The 15,977-nt window shown below is 59.2% G+C and carries 15 protein-coding genes; 6 read left to right on the top strand and 9 right to left on the bottom strand.

From position 1 onward, the window contains the following. Window positions 1–52: 52 nt before the first annotated feature. Together AC2D8O_RS03635 and AC2D8O_RS03630 are read right to left on the bottom strand one after the other, a co-directional pair. Window positions 53–400, bottom strand: a complete 348-nt coding sequence (locus AC2D8O_RS03635; RefSeq protein WP_484677428.1) for a YbaB/EbfC family nucleoid-associated protein — start codon at window positions 398–400, stop codon at window positions 53–55. A gap of 52 nt (window positions 401–452) precedes the next feature. After that, a complete protein-coding gene (locus AC2D8O_RS03630; RefSeq protein WP_484677427.1) occupies window positions 453–1,760 on the bottom strand; it encodes a hypothetical protein in 1,308 nt (435 codons plus the stop codon). A 134-nt stretch (window positions 1,761–1,894) separates the two neighbouring features. On the opposite strand from AC2D8O_RS03630, the gene AC2D8O_RS03625 reads away from it, so the two are divergent. Next, the gene (locus tag AC2D8O_RS03625) at window positions 1,895–2,326 is read left to right on the top strand and encodes a hypothetical protein (protein ID WP_484677426.1); all 432 of its coding nucleotides are present in this window, start codon (window positions 1,895–1,897) and stop codon (window positions 2,324–2,326) included. 18 nt (window positions 2,327–2,344) lie between these two features. Then, on the top strand, window positions 2,345–3,214 hold the full coding sequence (locus AC2D8O_RS03620) for a peptidylprolyl isomerase (RefSeq protein ID WP_484677425.1): 870 nt from the start codon (window positions 2,345–2,347) through the stop codon (window positions 3,212–3,214). Between the two features lie 74 nt (window positions 3,215–3,288). Here the strand turns inward: AC2D8O_RS03620 and AC2D8O_RS03615 are convergent, their stop codons facing one another. Beyond that, window positions 3,289–5,718 (bottom strand): alpha-ketoacid dehydrogenase subunit alpha/beta, encoded by a 2,430-nt coding sequence (locus AC2D8O_RS03615; protein ID WP_484677424.1) that lies wholly within the window; start codon window positions 5,716–5,718, stop codon window positions 3,289–3,291. 143 nt (window positions 5,719–5,861) lie between these two features. Between AC2D8O_RS03615 and AC2D8O_RS03610 the strand changes: the two genes are divergently transcribed. Next, entirely contained in the window at window positions 5,862–7,253 is a 1,392-nt protein-coding gene (locus AC2D8O_RS03610) for a serine hydrolase (RefSeq protein WP_484677423.1), read from the top strand. A 108-nt stretch (window positions 7,254–7,361) separates the two neighbouring features. Continuing rightward, on the top strand, window positions 7,362–7,997 hold the full coding sequence (locus AC2D8O_RS03605; protein WP_484677422.1) for an NUDIX hydrolase: 636 nt from the start codon (window positions 7,362–7,364) through the stop codon (window positions 7,995–7,997). A 6-nt stretch (window positions 7,998–8,003) separates the two neighbouring features. Here AC2D8O_RS03605 and AC2D8O_RS03600 read toward each other — a convergent pair whose 3' ends face one another. Then, window positions 8,004–9,971 carry a M23 family metallopeptidase gene (locus tag AC2D8O_RS03600; RefSeq protein WP_484677421.1) on the bottom strand — a complete coding sequence of 656 codons (1,968 nt, stop codon included), beginning with the start codon at window positions 9,969–9,971 and terminating at the stop codon, window positions 8,004–8,006. Between the two features lie 191 nt (window positions 9,972–10,162). On the opposite strand from AC2D8O_RS03600, the gene AC2D8O_RS03595 reads away from it, so the two are divergent. Both AC2D8O_RS03595 and AC2D8O_RS03590 read left to right on the top strand, forming a co-directional pair. After that, window positions 10,163–11,056 (top strand): sulfurtransferase, encoded by an 894-nt coding sequence (locus tag AC2D8O_RS03595; RefSeq protein WP_484677420.1) that lies wholly within the window; start codon window positions 10,163–10,165, stop codon window positions 11,054–11,056. A gap of 93 nt (window positions 11,057–11,149) precedes the next feature. After that, window positions 11,150–11,569, top strand: a complete 420-nt coding sequence (locus AC2D8O_RS03590; RefSeq protein ID WP_484677419.1) for a hypothetical protein — start codon at window positions 11,150–11,152, stop codon at window positions 11,567–11,569. A gap of 91 nt (window positions 11,570–11,660) precedes the next feature. Here the strand turns inward: AC2D8O_RS03590 and AC2D8O_RS03585 are convergent, their stop codons facing one another. From AC2D8O_RS03585 to AC2D8O_RS03565, 5 genes are all read right to left on the bottom strand, one after another. Next, window positions 11,661–12,170: an SPOR domain-containing protein gene (locus AC2D8O_RS03585; RefSeq protein WP_484677418.1), complete on the bottom strand. Its 510-nt coding sequence runs from the start codon at window positions 12,168–12,170 to the stop codon at window positions 11,661–11,663. 40 nt (window positions 12,171–12,210) lie between these two features. Further along, a complete protein-coding gene (metG, locus tag AC2D8O_RS03580; RefSeq protein ID WP_484677417.1) occupies window positions 12,211–14,319 on the bottom strand; it encodes a methionine--tRNA ligase in 2,109 nt (702 codons plus the stop codon). A gap of 69 nt (window positions 14,320–14,388) precedes the next feature. Then, window positions 14,389–15,348: a type II toxin-antitoxin system HipA family toxin gene (locus AC2D8O_RS03575; RefSeq protein WP_484677416.1), complete on the bottom strand. Its 960-nt coding sequence runs from the start codon at window positions 15,346–15,348 to the stop codon at window positions 14,389–14,391. After that, entirely contained in the window at window positions 15,341–15,673 is a 333-nt protein-coding gene (locus AC2D8O_RS03570) for a HipA N-terminal domain-containing protein (protein ID WP_484677415.1), read from the bottom strand. The genes AC2D8O_RS03575 and AC2D8O_RS03570 overlap by 8 nt, the downstream gene beginning before the upstream one ends. Continuing rightward, the gene (locus tag AC2D8O_RS03565) at window positions 15,666–15,863 is read right to left on the bottom strand and encodes a helix-turn-helix domain-containing protein (protein ID WP_484677414.1); all 198 of its coding nucleotides are present in this window, start codon (window positions 15,861–15,863) and stop codon (window positions 15,666–15,668) included. Before AC2D8O_RS03565 ends, AC2D8O_RS03570 begins: the two co-directional genes overlap by 8 nt. Between the last annotated feature and the right edge of the window lie 114 nt (window positions 15,864–15,977).

Raw genomic sequence — 15,977 nt, 5'->3', positions numbered from 1 at the left:
AGACAGCAAAGGCCACCTTCCGGTGGCCTTCTGTCTTTCCTGTGGGGCTGGCTTACAGCCCAAACTTCGACAGGTCCATACCCGGCAGGCCACTCATGCCAGGGGGCATCATGCTCTGGGTCATTTTAGCCATCTCTGTGCGGTGCAGCTCTTCAGCCTTGTCCAGCGCCTTATTTACGGCAGCCGTCACCAGGTCTTCCAGCATTTCCTTGTCGTCGCCTATCTGCGCGGTGTCAATCTGAATTTTCAGCACACGCTTGGCGCCATTGGCGATCACCTTCACCATGCCTCCGCCAGCCTCTGCGTCCACGGTCATGTCGTCCAGACGCTCGCGCATCTTCTTCATTTCATCCTGCATCTGCTGGATTTTGCCAAACATGTCGGCGAAGTTCAGGTTCATATCGTGTCGAGGAGGATAGTTGACAAGTATAACGGCACATCACGCCTTCCCATTATTCGCGTGTCGGCATCCGCGACACCCAGAAAGGAATTTGGTTTGGCGATCGCTTTGTCACGTACAGTGGCTTTACCTCCAGCAGGTGCTCCCCTTCGCTCAGGCGGCTTACCGGAATCATCGCTACCAACACCTGCTGCCCATTGCCTGGCAGTTTGCTGAACCGAAAACGCAGGTCTGTCAGCACCGAGTCGGCATCCAGCCGAACCTCAAACAGTGTACCGTAGCTCTGCAACACTTTCCGCACCTGCACCGTGTCATCAAGTCTTGGCACCAGTTCCATCAGCCCAATGGGCAGTTGACGAAACGGGCGAATGGAAGTGTCTCGTGCCAGGATGGTATCTTCCAATGACGCCTGAAATGGGAGGGTAAGCTGGAGATACGCACCTGATACAACCTCGCTTTGAATCATCGCCCCGAACAGCGGCTCGTCTTCACTGCGCCGATTCGCATAGCGGGCGTTGTTCATCTCAAATGGGCCGCCATTGTCAGGCACCAGCGCCAACGGCTCCAGACGAATGAGCCCCTTGAACACCCCCATGTACAATACGATGGCACCTACCACTACTATCATCAGGAACACCCGACGCGTGAGATTGGTGTACAACGTATTGTACAGCGGCACCACAAATGCCAGCAGCGACAGATACATGTAGCCTCTGTAATAGCCCTTGACAACTCCCCGGAAGCCGGGGCGGTGGTAATAGTTCCGAATCACTGGCAGGCGCTCACCGAAGCGGTCCAGCATGAACATGAGCATGACCGGGATGAACAGCAGGGCAAAGCCAAAGCTAAAAGATAGCACAAAGCCCAGATCCAGAAGCCCGTCCAGCAGCACTGAAGCCATTAGGGCCAATACGGCCTGCATCATCCCGCCGCAGAACATCACAATCAGGCAGAAGATGAGCCCAAAGAGCAAACGGCTGGTGCGGTCCAGTCGCTGCTCCAGCTGGTCCAGGTCAAAGAACCCAGCCTCTTTCTGAAGCTCCTTGTAGATATTCCCCCCACGTAGCCGCTCCACAATCGGGCCGTTAGGGTAGATGGACTCAATGCCCACCACCCCGACCCACAGGCTCCGCATCGCCAGGTGTATCCCCAAACCCACTATCAGTACCAGTGTCACCCCCTGCAGCAGTTGAAGCAGCATGTTCACCAGTGTAAACAGCATCGTGCTCGATGGCAGCGTCACCAGCAAGTAGGAGAAAAGACCGTCCAGAGTACCTGGCAGGCTGGTAGCGCCAAACAGAAGTACACCCGAAATCAGCATTTCCAGCTCAAAGCCGCGCTCAAAAAGGGCATGTGGCAAACTGATCGCCCCCCGACTGCTGTTTTCCTCTCCTTGAGGGGAGCTTTGTTCTGCCGCCTCTGTTGCTTCTTTGTCTATTTCAGCCATTACGCGAATCTAGCACCTTTCATCTACCCCATCCCGCATTTGCGCAAATGCTCGTCCTGCTCTTCAACCTTCTGCTGGCAGCCGTTCTCACTGGCCTCATCTGGACTGTACAGCTCGTCGTCTATCCCCAGTTTGCCGTCGTCCCGCCCGAGGCCTTGCCTGCCTATGCGCTCCAGCACCAGCGGGCCATCACTCCACTGGTAGGCCCACTCATGCTGGCCGAGGTCATCGCCGCACTGATGCTCACCGCCTACCACCCTGCCGTCGTACCAGCATGGGTGCCCTGGGCAGCGGGGGGAGCGCTGGCCATCGTCTGGGTCTGCACGGCCTTTGTTTCCGTGCCGCTCCACGGCCGTCTTGCCGCGGGCGATGCCGCCGCCATTTCACCACTGGTGCTCACCAACTGGCTCCGTACCGCCGCCTGGACCTTCCGCCTAGGCCTCCTTGCTTGGGCCACTTGGCTATGCCTCCCACGTTAGTTTTGTGCATATTTGGGCATGCGAAAGCTGTTCTCCCTCACACTTGTGGCCCTGCTGGGCCTGCTGCCGCTCGTGGGCTTTGCTCCCAAGCAGACTATCAAACTGGTAGTGCTGCACACCACCGCTGGCGACATTACCCTCTACCTGTATCAGGACACCCCCTTGCACCGCGAGAATTTCCTTAAGCTCGTGGCCTCGGGCTTCTACGATGGTATCGGCTTCCACCGCATCATCAAGGACTTCATGATCCAGGGTGGCGACCCCAACAGCAAGGATGCAGACCCCAACAATGACGGCACCGGTGGCCCCGGCTACGAAATTGACGCCGAAATCCGCCCGCAGTATTTCCACCGCAAAGGAGTGCTGGCCGCCGCCCGCAACGGCGACAATGTCAACCCTCAGCGCCGAAGCTCTGGCTCGCAGTTCTACATCGTACAGGGCCGCAAGTTCCGTGGCGGTGAGGTAGACACCATGGCCATGCAGCGCTTCAGCCGCACCTTCTACAACGAGCCAAACCGTATGGCCTTCCTCCGCTCGCGCGAGGTAATGCAGCTGCAATACACCAACCGCGACTCGCTCTCACGCCTCTACAAACGTATGGAGAGCGAAATGCTCGAAGCCTACCGCAATACGCCTTCGGCCCAGCCCAATCCCAAGGCCCGCGAAGCCTACACCACCGTAGGTGGCACTCCTCACCTTGATATGGAGTACACGGCCTTCGGCGAGGTAATAGCCGGTCTCGATGTAGTTGACGCTATTGCCGCTGTCAAGACTTCCGCCGCCGACCGCCCCGTTGAGCCTGTCAAAATCATCAAGGCCGAGATCATCGAGCTTACGCCCAAGAAGTTCGAGAAGACCTACAAGCGCAAGCTGCCCGACCCTGCCTGATCCACACCTGCCCTACAAACGAAGAGCGCCCGGCATGAACCGGGCGCTTTCCTTTTCTATTGGGACAGAGAAACTCAGCCGCGGAAAATGGGCTTCACGCGGGCGGGATCCACTTCGCTCATCATCTCCAGGCACACTTCCAGAATCTGCTCCACATTGGGCTTCGAGAAGTAGTCGCCATCCGAGCCGTAGGCCGGACGGTGGGGCTGTGCGGTCAGGGTGCGCGGGGCACTGTCCAGCCAGCGGTAACCGCCCTGGTTCTCCATCACTTGTTGCATCATGAAGGCCGTTGCTCCACCCGGTACGTCTTCGTCCAGGAACAGGATGCGGTTGGTCTTCTTCAGGCTTTGGACAATATGATGGTGAACGTCAAACGGCAGCAGGGTCTGCACGTCAATGATTTCCAGACTTACACCCAGCGGTGCCAGAATGTCGGCGGCATCCTGCGCCAGGCGGCAGTTGGGTCCGTAAGTCACCACGGTGATATCCGTACCCACACGCAGCACTTCCGGCACACCCAGTGGCAGGCAGTAGTCGGCAATGTTTTCGGGCATGGTTTCCTTCAGACGGTAGCCGTTCAGCACTTCGATTACCAGTGCGGGGTCATCGCCCTTGAACAGCGTGTTGTACATGCCAGCCGCCTGTGTCATGTTGCGGGGCACGCACACGTGCAGACCTCGGAACGAACCCAGAATGGCGCCCATCGGCGAACCCGAGTGCCAGATGCCCTCCAGACGATGGCCGCGCGTACGCACAATCACAGGGGCCTTCTGGCCACCCTTGGTGCGGTATTGCAGCGTCGCCAGGTCATCGGAAATCAGTTGTAGGGCATACAGTAGGTAGTCCAGGTACTGGATTTCAGCAATCGGGCGCAGGCCGCGCATGGCCAGGCCAATGCCCTGACCGATGATGGTAGCCTCGCGTATGCCGGTATCGAAAATCCGTGCTACGCCGTACTTCTCCTGCAAGCCCGCAAACGCCTGGTTCACGTCACCCAGTCGGCCCAGGTCTTCGCCAAAGGCCATCAGGCGCGGGTCTCGACCAAAGGCGGCGTCGAAGCACGCCTGTAGCACCTCGCGGCCATCCACCACTTTAGACTGTGCCGTTACCTGCGGCGGCACGGGCTTCACATACATCGGGCTTTCGTTGCTCTCGCTGTAGAGGTGGCTGCTGTAGCGGTCGCGGTTCAGGGCATCCTGCTGGCGCTTCCAGCGCAGCAGCTCCGAGCGGCCTTCTGCATTACTGTGATCGGCAGTGGCTACGAGTGCCTTGCGCACCGTCACCATGATATCCCGCCGGATGGGGTCAATTGTCTTCTGTAGTTCTTCTTTGTAGCTCAGCACTTCCTGGCTGTGAGTCTCACTTGCCAGACGGTCCAGCAGCTCACTTACTTCCTGCACCTCGTCTTTAATTGGGCCAGTAAAGGCTTCCCAGGCGGCCTTGCGGGCGGCTTGCACGTCACGTTTGTCCTCTTCCTCCCAGGCGGCCAACTGCTCCTCGGTGGCATAACCATTGGCCAGTACCAGCGCGCGCAGTTGGGTCACGCAGTCATATTCCTTCTCCCAGGTCAGGCGTTCGGGCGTCTTGTAGCGCTCGTGGCTGCCCGATGTACTGTGCCCCTGTGGCTGGGTCACTTCCATCACATGCACCAAAGCAGGCTTATGCTCGGTGCGCACACGATAGGCGGCACGCGCATAGGTGTCGATCAGCGACGGATAGTCCCACGCTTTTACGGTGTAGATATCCAGACCTGCCTTCTCGCCCGCCTGCATGCCCGACAGTGCTTCCGAAATGCTGGCCTTCGTCGTCTGATATTCTTTCGGAACTGAAATGCCGTAGCCGTCGTCCCACACCGACATCAGCATCGGCACCTGCAACACACCCGCTGCATTCATCGTCTCCCAGAACAGCCCTTCACTGGTGCTGGCATCGCCAATAGTGCCCCAGGCTATTTCATTGCCCCGATACGAAAACTGTGTCAGGTGCTGCAACTCAGGCAGATCGCGGTACAGACGGCTGGCCTGTGCCAGGCCCAGCAGACGGGGCATCTGGCTGGCCGTCGGCGAGCAGTCGGCGCTTGAGTTGTACATGTCGGTCAGGTTGCGCCAGTGACCATTGTCGTCCAGCAGACGCGTGGCAAAGTGGCCGTTCATCTGGCGGCCACCACTGGCAGGCTCGTGCCGCACGTCGGTGTGGGCATACAGTTGCGCAAAAAACTGTTGCACGGTCAGTGCACCTATGGCCATCATGAACGTCTGGTCGCGGTAGTAGCCACTGCGGAAATCGCCTTTCCGGAACGCCTTGGCCATCGCGATCTGAGGCACTTCCTTGCCGTCGCCAAATATGCCAAACTTGGCCTTGCCTGTCAGCACCTCACGGCGCCCCAACAGGCTGGTTTGACGGCTTTTGTACGCCAGGCGATAGTCGGCTATCATCTCCTGGGCGCTGATGGCGGTGGTTCCGCGGGCAGTAGCGTTCTGTATCATACCGGTATATCGGTTCATACCCCAAGGCGAGCGCTTCTCACCTCTAGGCCATGCAAAGATAGCACAAAGGCCATCCCCTGCTGCCAACCTGCCTAACGCTCCTTAGGTTCCAGCCCTGCAACCTTTCATGCACCCGAAAATCCTTACGGGGTAACACTCCCATGAAAAAGCATTTTCTCCTCACTTCATTGCTGGCCTGCACCATTACAGGCCACTTGGCCGCACAGATGCAGCCACCCCGTGCAGCAGATCTGCCCACCGACCCTGCCCGCATCCGGAAAATCGACTCACTGTTCACACAATATGCCAATCAGCAGGCCTTTACCGGGGCAGTATTGATTGCCAAGGGCGGCACCATTCTGTTGGAAAAAGGCTATGGCCTTGCCGACATCTCCGCCAATACCCCCAACACCCCAGCTACGGTCTATCGCCTGGGCTCCATCACCAAGCAGTTTACCAGCATGGCCATCATGATGCTGGAGGCCGATGGCAAACTGTCAGTACAGGACAAACTCGCACGCTTCCTTCCTGACTATCCCAATGCCGACAGCATCACCATCCATCAGTTGCTCACCCACACAAGTGGCCTGCCCAGCTTCACCGACCAACCCTGGTATGACGACTCCCTGAAGGCCCTGCCAGAAGCCCAGCTCACCCAGCTGACCCTCATCAACACCACCCGCAAACTTCCCCGCGAGTTTGCTCCTGGCACCAATTTCAAGTACTGCAATACCGGCTACGTCATGCTGGCCTACATCGTGGCCAAAGCTAGCGGCATGCCCTATGAACGATTTCTGGCGGAACGCATCTTCAAGCCGCTGGGTATGAACCACTCAGGCTATGAACACACCGCTACGCCGCCCACCGGCATGGCACGCGGATATCGTCTCGGCAACGGCGATCGCCTCACACCCGCAGCTTATGTTACTGCTGCCGTAGCCGATGGCGCAGGTGCCCTTTACAGCACGCTCGGCGACATGTATCGCTGGGACCGCGCACTCGCAGCGGGCAAATTCATCAGCCCGGAGGCCTACAAACGTATGTATACTCCGGCCCGTAGCAACTACGCCTATGGGTGGGTCAAAACCAATCTCAACGGCATGGAGGCCTATATGCACACCGGCGGCATCGATGGTTTCGGCACGGTCATCGCCCGCGTCCCCGCCGCCGACTTCGTTCTTGTCGTCCTCCAGAACCGCGAGTACAGCCCCATCCGCCCCGACCAGCTCATCTTCATGACCCTCCTTGGCTTGCCATACTCTGCCCCTGTCCAGCGCAAGGCCATTGAGTTGCCAGCCGAAAAACTAGCACAGTACGTCGGTGTGTATGAAGTGCAGCCCGGCTTCGAGCTGGCTATCCGTCTGGAGAACGGCAGCCTCGTTACCCAGGCCACCGGCCAAGGCGCCAACCCTCTGTTTGTGGAAAGCGAAAACCGCCTCTTTCTCAAGGTAGTCGATGCCTATCTCGACATCGAACGCGATGCAGAAGGCCGCATTACTGGCCTCGTTCTCAACCAAAACGGCCGCAAAATCCCTGCCCGCAAAACCAAGTAGCTCCCCCCTCTCTGCCTCTTGACAGGAACTTCTTCAGGGCTGCCCTACAATCAGGGTAGCCCTGCTTCATTTATACGGCAGGGGCCGGTGCCTTCGTTTTCTCGTCGCATGCATCCGTTCCTTTCCTACCTCAACCACCGCCTCCAACAACCCCTCCCAGGCTGGGACGCCCACCAACGCATGTCGCCCCTGGCTGCCGAAGTGCGCAAAGGCGCAATGCCCCCCATCGAGAAAGTGAAGCAGAGCGCTGTGTTGGTGCTACTTACTGAACAAGAAGAGCAGCCACAGCTCCTCTTCACCCTGCGCAGCAGCAAACTCAATACCCACAGCGGCCAAATCTCCTATCCCGGCGGCCGCATGGAGCCCAACGAGTCATCGCTTGAAACCGCTCTGCGCGAAACCACCGAGGAAGTAGGCATCGCACCGGATCAACTCCACATCGTAGGACCTCTCAGCCAACTCTACGTGCCCCCCAGCAACAGCCTCGTACACCCGTACGTGGCCTGGCTGCCCGCGCTCCCTCCACTCGCCATCAATCCCGATGAAGTGGACGAGGCTTTTCTTGTACCCCTACCCAGTCTGCTTGGTCCAGAACGCCGTTGGGACGTCGACCGCCAGATATTCAACGGCACTTCCGCCCGTGTCCCTGGCTGGAACGTCCACCCGGCAACACCCCTTTGGGGCGCCACAGCCATGATCACAAGCGAACTGCTCATCCTATGGGAAGAGTTCGCCGCCCGCTGATGCCCCTTATCGCGTCAGGAACGGATACGTCTTCGTCGTCACGTTGCCCGCGTAGTCCACTGCACGCACGGCCAGCGTGTGCTTACCCGGCTTCAGGCCTTTCAGCCGCACATAGAGTATATTTTGGTAGTTGTAATACTCTGGCGCAATCCATTGCCCGTCCAGTGTTACCTCCAGCTTGAAGGGGTGCACGCCCGCAATGTCGTCGGTCAGCAGCAGCTTCAGGTAGGGGGCCGCCACAAAGTGCCCCGCTCGAAAGTTCAGGTTTCGCACCGTCGGCCCGGCCAGATCGGCCACCAGGCAATATGTACCAAAGTTGCTGGCACTCGCCGTGAAAGTATTACCCACTCTGTACTCACTGCCCAGGCGGGTGTAGCGCCCTGGCCCCAGCATCTGCGCCAGTACCACCTGCTCGGGGCGATAGACTTTAAGGTCCCCTGTGGCTGTCAGAGTCAACTTGTAGGCCTTGTTCAGTGGCATACGGCCGTCTCCTATTGTGTAGATATCCGACAGAATCCGCGCCGTCTCCGAGGGCCGCACCTGCACGTCTATGGCAGTCGCCTCAAATACACTGCCCACCGGGAACACTGCCTGCATACCCTGCCACTTGTCCAGAAGGGTCTCAGCCTCTGGCAGTACCACGGCGTCATAGCCCAGGTCCAACGGCTTTGGCCAGAATGGGGCTTCTGCGCGCACTGGCACCCGAGTGGGGTTCAGCGCTACCACGGCATAGGCCGCCCCTTCGCTGGCATAGGTAAATGCCACCTTCTCTTCCGTACCGTCTGCCAACTTCAGTTGCACATAGGCCTCTTCCGCCTTGGGGGGCAACCCCCCCCGCAGCACCAGCCGACCGTGCCGCAGATAGTACGATGGCTGCACAATGCTGCCCGTTTTGCCCACGGGTACTTCACGCACCAGTTCGTCGCCACGGTTCTGCACCCGAAAGCTCGCCGAGGTCGTGTTGCCGTGAAAGTCGGCCAGTATCACCTTCACTTCGTGTACTGCATTGTCCGTCAGGTCTATCACCCCACGGTTCACAACTCCATAGAACAGGCTAACGGTCAGGCCTTCATCCTGATAGCACTTCACAAAGCGTGTGCGGGTCTTCAGCCAGTGGCCATAGTCTACAAACTGCAGCACCTGGCGCAGGTCCGCGAAGCTGAACCGGTCCGCCCGCATCTGAAACACCTGCTGTCCGTCCAGCAGCAGCGTGGCGCTGTATACGCCGTTCCGCCCCGAAGAGCCATTGCTCCGGTCAAAGCCCTCGAACTCCACCCCCACCTTGCCATACACACCGATCAATTCCTCGCGGCGATAGTCTTTCGTCTTGCCTGTCAGCGTCACGATGAACTTCTCCCAGCGGCCCTGCACCCGGCTTTCAGGCATCAGCGGCTCAAAGGCCACCGCATTCAGCACCGGCGCTAGCTCATCACGCAGCGCCCGCACGTTCGGATGATACGCCTGCGGGTTCAGGATGTTTTCTTCTTTGTCACGCACCTCATAGTGCAGATGGGGGCCTTCGCTGGCGCCTGTGTTCCCGCTGTAGGCTATCACCTGTCCCTTCTTCACAGGGTACTTTTCCGGCGTCGGGAAGATCTCCACGTCAAACTGGCGGTTCTGCTGCTGCAGCCGCTGTATCTCCGCCTCGATCTCTGGCATAAAGCCGTCGCAATGACCATACATGGTCAGTCGCCCGTCGGGGTGCTGCACGTAAATGGCCTTGCCGTAGCCCGAATAGCTCACCTTCACCCGCGACACATACCCGTCTTCCGCTACACGTATCGGCAGGCCAATCCGCTCGCCCGTCCGGATGTCTATCCCGTGGTGAAAGTGCGAACCCCGCGGCTCGCCAAACGTGCCACTCAGCCCAATGCTCTCCGGTATCGGATACTGATACACTGGCAGTTGCTGGCTCCATGCCGACAGTGCTGGCAGCCCCAGCACACCCAGCAGCATTACATACTTACTCCGCATCCCTCCCAACTTCGGCATTTCTGCGCACCTGCCGCGGGGCTGCCCTCCACAGACTTTGGACATGCCCACTTCTTCCTGCGCCTCACCTGTTGGTGGAGGCCAGCGCCTATGGCCTTCTGTTAACCCTTTCCAAACGGCGATTGCCCCCTGCTGCCTTGGGCTTACCTTGGCAGCATATCACTCATACTCAGATGAAACGCTTCTTTATCCTCTTCCTGCTGTTGCCAGCCCTGGTAGCAAATGCCCAGCTGCCGCCGCTGGTGTCCACCAGCTGGCTGCTCCAACACCAGAACGACTCCAACCTCGTTGTCCTCCACGTCGATCCCCGCCTCGAACACTGGCAGAAAGGCCACATTGGCAAAGCCCGTTTCTTCTCCTCCGCGCCACAGGCCCTTACCATCTCCAACGATGCCCGAACTTACGAACTGCCCCCCAAACCCCACCTCGACTCTCTCCTCGGCGTGGTCGGTCTCCGCCCCGAACACAACATCGTCGTCTACGGTACCTCCTGGACAGTAGTAGCCCGCGCCTTCTTCACCCTTGAGTTCGCCGGCTGGAAAGGGCGTGTGGCAGTGCTCGATGGCGGATTGGGGGCATGGCTCGCCGAAGGTCTTCCCCTGACACAGGTTCGATACGCCTACCCTGCCACACAGACTGATATCCGCCCCGACAGCTCCGTGTTGGCCACCGCAACACAGGTACGCCGGGCCATCGGCTCCAGCACCCAGCTGCTCGACGTCCGCTCCTATAATGAGTACCGCGGCACCAACGACCCCGAGGACAATCCGCGCTGGGGCCACCTACCGGGTGCCCGCTTCCTGCCCTACCAGTTTTTCATTTCCGACGCTTCGTCCGGCCCACTCCTCCCTGCCGAGCAGCTGAAGAAAAAACTCAAGTCTGCGGGCATCAGCTCCCGGCAGCCGCTTATCATCTACTGCCAGAGTGGGGGCCGCGCTGCATTGGGCTACCTCGTGGCGCGCATCACAGGGGCACCCGTCAGCATGTATGATGGGTCGTTTTATGAATGGTCGCGCCTGCCAGCCACTGCTGCACCCATCGAAAGTGGCCCGGACAAGGCTAAGTAGAAATACTTAACACATTTTCACAAAGATTCCCAGGGGCAGAAGCAACCTCCGGTGTGCAGCTTGGCTCATTGTTACAGCTTACACGCTAATACAATGAAAACGCTCGCACACACCGCCGCCCGCCGAATGCCCCTGGTAGTAGTCCTGTCGGGGCTGCTCCTGGCACTCACGCTGCTGTTGGCTCCCTACACCAGCAAGGCTGCTTCGGTAGTTGTCAACCCCACCACTTCCGAAGAACCCAGCTGGGTTCGCGAACCCAATCTGCTCCTCGGTAAGGAGTTTGTCCTCCTCGCCGACTACTACTTCACCGGCCGCACCGACCTCTCCGACCACCGCGAGATTGCCCCCATCTGGCACCCACAGGTCGCTCGTGTAGACCGTATCGAGAAACTGGAAAATGCCAAGGGCTTCCGCGTCCACATCACCATCACCAGTGACGACAGTGCCGCCCAGGGATACTTCGAGGTTCAGCACATGGCTGACCTCAGCCGCCAGATGATCATCCACCTCTGATGCGCTGGCGCGCTCACCGCGCAAGTTGAGGATTGTTAAGGCAGTAGCAGGGCCCCGCGGGGGGTCCTGCTCGGTTTTTAGGGGGTACGCTTCAGCGCGGAATGCGAACCTTGTCGGGCACCACAAACGCCCCGGGGTGGCTGGCACGCAGCAGCTTGCAGATTCTGTCCGCCTCCGTCCGCGACACAAAGTCGCCCAGCCGCACCTTGAAATTCGGCCGGTCATAAAACACCTCCGCCCGATACTGTGGGTAGTTGTTCACCGCGTCGGCCTGAACGCGGTAGGCACTCTCACGGCTGCCGCTGTACAGCTGCACACGATAGCCGTCGGTTTCGGTTTTGGCGGCCCAATTGGCCATGTACCGCTCCTGCTGGCTGCGCACCGCGGGCGGCATTTCTATCTTGGCCTCCACCTTGCGCCGGGTGGTGTCGCCCACCACAGCCGTCGTTTCAGCCACTACGGGCTTGGCCTCCTGAATGGGGTCTACGAACACCGGGCGCTCGCGCAGGCCACTCAGGTCGGGCTCATACTTCCGGTAATCCTTCTGCGCCAGCGTCCAGCAGGGCAGGGCGCAGAGCAGCAACATCAGAGCACCTTTCATGCAGCAAAGGTAGCAGTTTGTATGCCAAAACGTCCGGTCATCAGCTGATGGCACTTCCGGCGTCAAAGTCCTCCGCAGGCGTCATGAAGGCCAGTCGCCCTTCGGCGTTCTCCGCCATCAGTATCATCCCCTGGCTCTCGATGCCCCGCAGCTTACGCGGCGCCAGATTGGCCAGCAGCATCACCTTGCGGCCCACCACTTCCTCAGGCGTGTAATGCTCGGCTATGCCGCTCACCACAGTACGCTCGCCAGTGCCGTCGTGCAGAGTCAGCTTCAGCAGCTTGTCAGCGCCCTTCACGCGCTCGGCCGCCAGCACCTTCGCCACGCGCAGGTCCAGCTTCGCAAAGTCGTCATACTGGATGGTGCCTTTGGGTGCGGCCTCCTTTGCCTCTGTTTTAGCGGCAGGCTTGGCCTCTGCCTTCGGCGCTTCCACTGGCGCGGGCTTGCCCGCGGCCAGTTTCGCCAGTTGAGCCTCTATCACGCTGTCTTCCAGTTTCTGGAACAGCAGGGTTGGCGCAGGCAGCTGCGTGCCGGTAGGCACCAGTATTGCCTGCTCAGTCAGCACTTTCCATTCCGGCACAGTGCCAATAGCCAGCAGTTCGCGCAGGCGAGCCGCCGTATTCGGCAAGTACGGCTCTACTACCACCGCCAGTTGGCCCGCAATCTGTAGCGACTGCCATAGCACTTCCTTCGTCGCCTCAGGGTCGGTCTTGATCAAATGCCACGGCTCGCTGTCGGCCAGGTACTTGTTGCCAATCCGCGCAATGTCCATCACGGCACCCAGCCCCTCCCGGAACCGGAAGTTCTCGAGCGCCTCGGTAGCGGTTGCCACCAGCGGTTGTATCTGTGCTTGCAGATCGGCCTTCAGCACGCCACTGGCGGCAGGCACAGTCCCGCCATAGTTCTTCTGGATCAGCGTCAGCACCCGGTTCACGAAATTGCCCAGAATTGCCACCAGCTCCGAGTTCACCCGCGTCTGAAAATCCTTCCACGAGAAGTCGCTGTCCTTCGTCTCCGGCAGCGTGGCCGCCAGCACATAGCGCAGCATGTCAATGCCGCCCGTCACGCTGGCAAAGTCCTCGGCATACTCGTGTGCCCACACCGCCCAGTTCCGCGACGTCGAAATCTTGTCGCCTTCCAGGTTCATGAACTCGTTCGCCGGCACGTTGTCCGCCCAGATGTAGTCGCCGTGGGCCATCAGCATCGCCGGGAATATCACACAGTGAAACACGATGTTGTCCTTGCCGATGAAGTGCAGCAGCCGGGCGTTGTCGGCAGGGTTCGCCTGCTTCAGCCACCATTCTTTCCAGGCGTCGGGCTTGCCCTGCTTCTGCGCCCATTCCTTGGCTGCGCTGATGTAGCCAATCGGCGCATCGAACCACACGTACAGCACCTTGCCCTCGGCACCCGATATCGGCACTGGAATACCCCAATCGAGGTCGCGGGTCATGCTGCGGGCTTTCAGGCCATCGGCCAGCCAGCTGCGCACCTGTCCAGCCACATTCACCTTCCACTCAGTGTGCTGGTCCAGATATTCCTGAATACGCCCCTGATACTGCTCCAGCGGCAGAAACCAGTGCTTCGTCTCTTTCAGCACCGGCTTGGCACCGCTCAGCGTACTCCGCGGATTAATCAGCTCCTGCGGACTCAGCGACGTACCGCACTTCTCGCACTGGTCGCCGTAGGCTTTCTCGTAGCCACAGTTGGGGCACGTGCCCTCTATGTAGCGGTCGGCCAGAAACTGTAGCGCCTCGGGGTCGAAAAACTGCTCGGTCGTCTTCTCCTCAAACAGCCCCTCGTTGTAAAACTTCCGGAAAAACTCCTGCGCCGTCTCGTGGTGCACCTCCGCCGACGTCCTGCTGTACACGTCGAACGAGATGCCGAACGCTGCAAACGCCTGCTGCATCAGCCCGTGGTACTTGTCTATCACCTGCTTGGGCGTCAGGCCTTCTTTGCGCGCCTTCATCGTGATGGCTACGCCATGCTCGTCCGAGCCGCAGAGAAACAGCACCGGCTTGCCTGCGCTCCGCAGATACCGCACGTAGATGTCGGCAGGCAGATAGCAGCCAGCCAGGTGGCCTATGTGTACCGGCCCGTTGGCATACGGCAGGGCAGCGGTGACGGTCGTGCGTTTGTAAGGGGCAGTCATAACAGCAGCTTAGGGCCGCAAATATCGTAAGAACCGCTCCGGATTGGTCAGCTCTCCACCAGAAATGCCCTAGCGCTCAGTCAGTCGGGCCAGCCGCTCGTGTATCAGCGTCCAATAGGCCGCCTGCTTCTCCGCCGAAACGTAGCTGCGGTCTATCAGCACTTTCCACTTGGGCAGGGCCCGTTGCAGGCGCTTCACCAGGTTCTCCTGCACCTTCGGCAGTATGCCCACCGCGCCCATTGCCGCTGCAAAGTCCTCCCACTTCAGCTGGTTCTTCTTCCCGTTCAGCGTCAGCGCCAGTTCTTCGTCTTCTTTCCTGAACTTCTGTTCTATCAACTGCGAGGGCAGCAGGTCATATGCCGGCGCCAGTTCCGGCCTCCCCGGCTGCGGATACCACAGCGAGAAGTTCTTCAGGTGCATGTCGGCATTCAATGTCAGGAACGAGAACAGCACCAGATTGAAAAAAGACAGCACATTCTCGTCCGGCACTACCGAACTGGCCGTAATCTTCTTGGCAATCCGCTCATAAGAGCCACGGTACTTCTCCGTTGCCGGAAATTCCAGCAACTGGCAGAAGTCTTCCATATGAATGCGCGTCACCTGCCCTTTTTCCCATTTCCGGTCTATCCGTCGGGTCAGATACGCCAGATTTCCTTCCGGCAGCCGATACAGTGTACACGGCACCGTCGCTATCCCGGCAGCCTGCGCCATCAGCATCGTCAGGTGCTCCCACTCCACTATTTCGGCATACTCCGGGTTCGGCACCTTCAGGATGTAGCGCCCACCGCCAGCGTCCAGCACCGTCCGCAGCTCTCTTCCCGTCTGTTCCAGCGACAGTTTTTTCTGGAAGCCTGTAACCGACACCTGCTGCGCTATGTTCTGCTCCAGCACGTGCTCATACAGGTGTTCTTCCTGCAGGGGCAGTACAGGCACCTCCGCCGTGCCAAAGAACTTCTTCGCGCAGGCAGGGTGATATTCTCCCTCCTGTGTAGGCGCCAGGGGCTTATAGCAGTACAGGCAGTTAGGCATTGGCCTCCTCCGCTTCTTCCAGTATTCTTACGGCACCTATGCACTCCCGTCCGCTGGCCAGCAGCTGCCCAAAGCGGTCGCGGCGGTCCAGTTTACGTATGTTCAGCAGCATCTGGTACCACCAACCCTCCGGTATCAGCCCATCGAAGAACGGAAACAGTGTGCGGCTGGCATAGGCTTCTGCTTTCAGTGGCAGTGTCAGGCTTATCGCTGTGGCCTCCTTGCGCGACAGATAGTCGGCATGGTACACAAACCGATAGCCATCAGCCGTCTCTTCCAGCACGCCTGCCTCCATGTCGTACATATATACCCGTGCCCTACGCATCGGCTACCTCACGCTTCTTCGGCACGGGGGCCAGTTCCATGCCAAACACCCCCAGCACTTGATTCACTTTGTCCATCCGCGCGCTCTCCTGTCCCGCTTCCAGCGAGGCAATGAAGCGCACACTTACGGCAGCGTAATCCGCCAGGTCCTGCTGCGTCAACTTGCGGTCTTCCCGCAGGCGTCTGATCATCCTTCCAAGCGTCTCCATCACTCCACTTCTTATGCAGAAAAACGCACAATTATGCATAGTTACGCATAATCCTGCATAATCCTGCATAATCCTGCATAATCCTGCATAATCCTG

It is taken from the genome of Pontibacter sp. T17 (assembly GCF_057219875.1).
Note: the sequence above shows the minus strand (reverse complement) of the source record. Positions and strands in the feature narration are given on the sequence as shown.

Coding starts and splice junctions, on each gene's coding strand:
- AC2D8O_RS03575 (WP_484677416.1), bottom strand. CDS start 15,348: ATGCCTAACTGCCTGTACTGCTATAAGCCCCTGGCGCCTACACAGGAG.
- AC2D8O_RS03595 (WP_484677420.1), top strand. CDS start 10,163: ATGAAACGCTTCTTTATCCTCTTCCTGCTGTTGCCAGCCCTGGTAGCA.
- AC2D8O_RS03590 (WP_484677419.1), top strand. CDS start 11,150: ATGAAAACGCTCGCACACACCGCCGCCCGCCGAATGCCCCTGGTAGTA.
- AC2D8O_RS03565 (WP_484677414.1), bottom strand. CDS start 15,863: ATGATCAGACGCCTGCGGGAAGACCGCAAGTTGACGCAGCAGGACCTG.
- AC2D8O_RS03570 (WP_484677415.1), bottom strand. CDS start 15,673: ATGCGTAGGGCACGGGTATATATGTACGACATGGAGGCAGGCGTGCTG.
- AC2D8O_RS03620 (WP_484677425.1), top strand. CDS start 2,345: ATGCGAAAGCTGTTCTCCCTCACACTTGTGGCCCTGCTGGGCCTGCTG.
- AC2D8O_RS03635 (WP_484677428.1), bottom strand. CDS start 400: ATGAACCTGAACTTCGCCGACATGTTTGGCAAAATCCAGCAGATGCAG.
- AC2D8O_RS03585 (WP_484677418.1), bottom strand. CDS start 12,170: ATGAAAGGTGCTCTGATGTTGCTGCTCTGCGCCCTGCCCTGCTGGACG.
- AC2D8O_RS03610 (WP_484677423.1), top strand. CDS start 5,862: ATGAAAAAGCATTTTCTCCTCACTTCATTGCTGGCCTGCACCATTACA.
- AC2D8O_RS03600 (WP_484677421.1), bottom strand. CDS start 9,971: ATGCGGAGTAAGTATGTAATGCTGCTGGGTGTGCTGGGGCTGCCAGCA.
- AC2D8O_RS03625 (WP_484677426.1), top strand. CDS start 1,895: ATGCTCGTCCTGCTCTTCAACCTTCTGCTGGCAGCCGTTCTCACTGGC.
- AC2D8O_RS03615 (WP_484677424.1), bottom strand. CDS start 5,718: ATGAACCGATATACCGGTATGATACAGAACGCTACTGCCCGCGGAACC.
- AC2D8O_RS03605 (WP_484677422.1), top strand. CDS start 7,362: ATGCATCCGTTCCTTTCCTACCTCAACCACCGCCTCCAACAACCCCTC.
- metG (WP_484677417.1), bottom strand. CDS start 14,319: ATGACTGCCCCTTACAAACGCACGACCGTCACCGCTGCCCTGCCGTAT.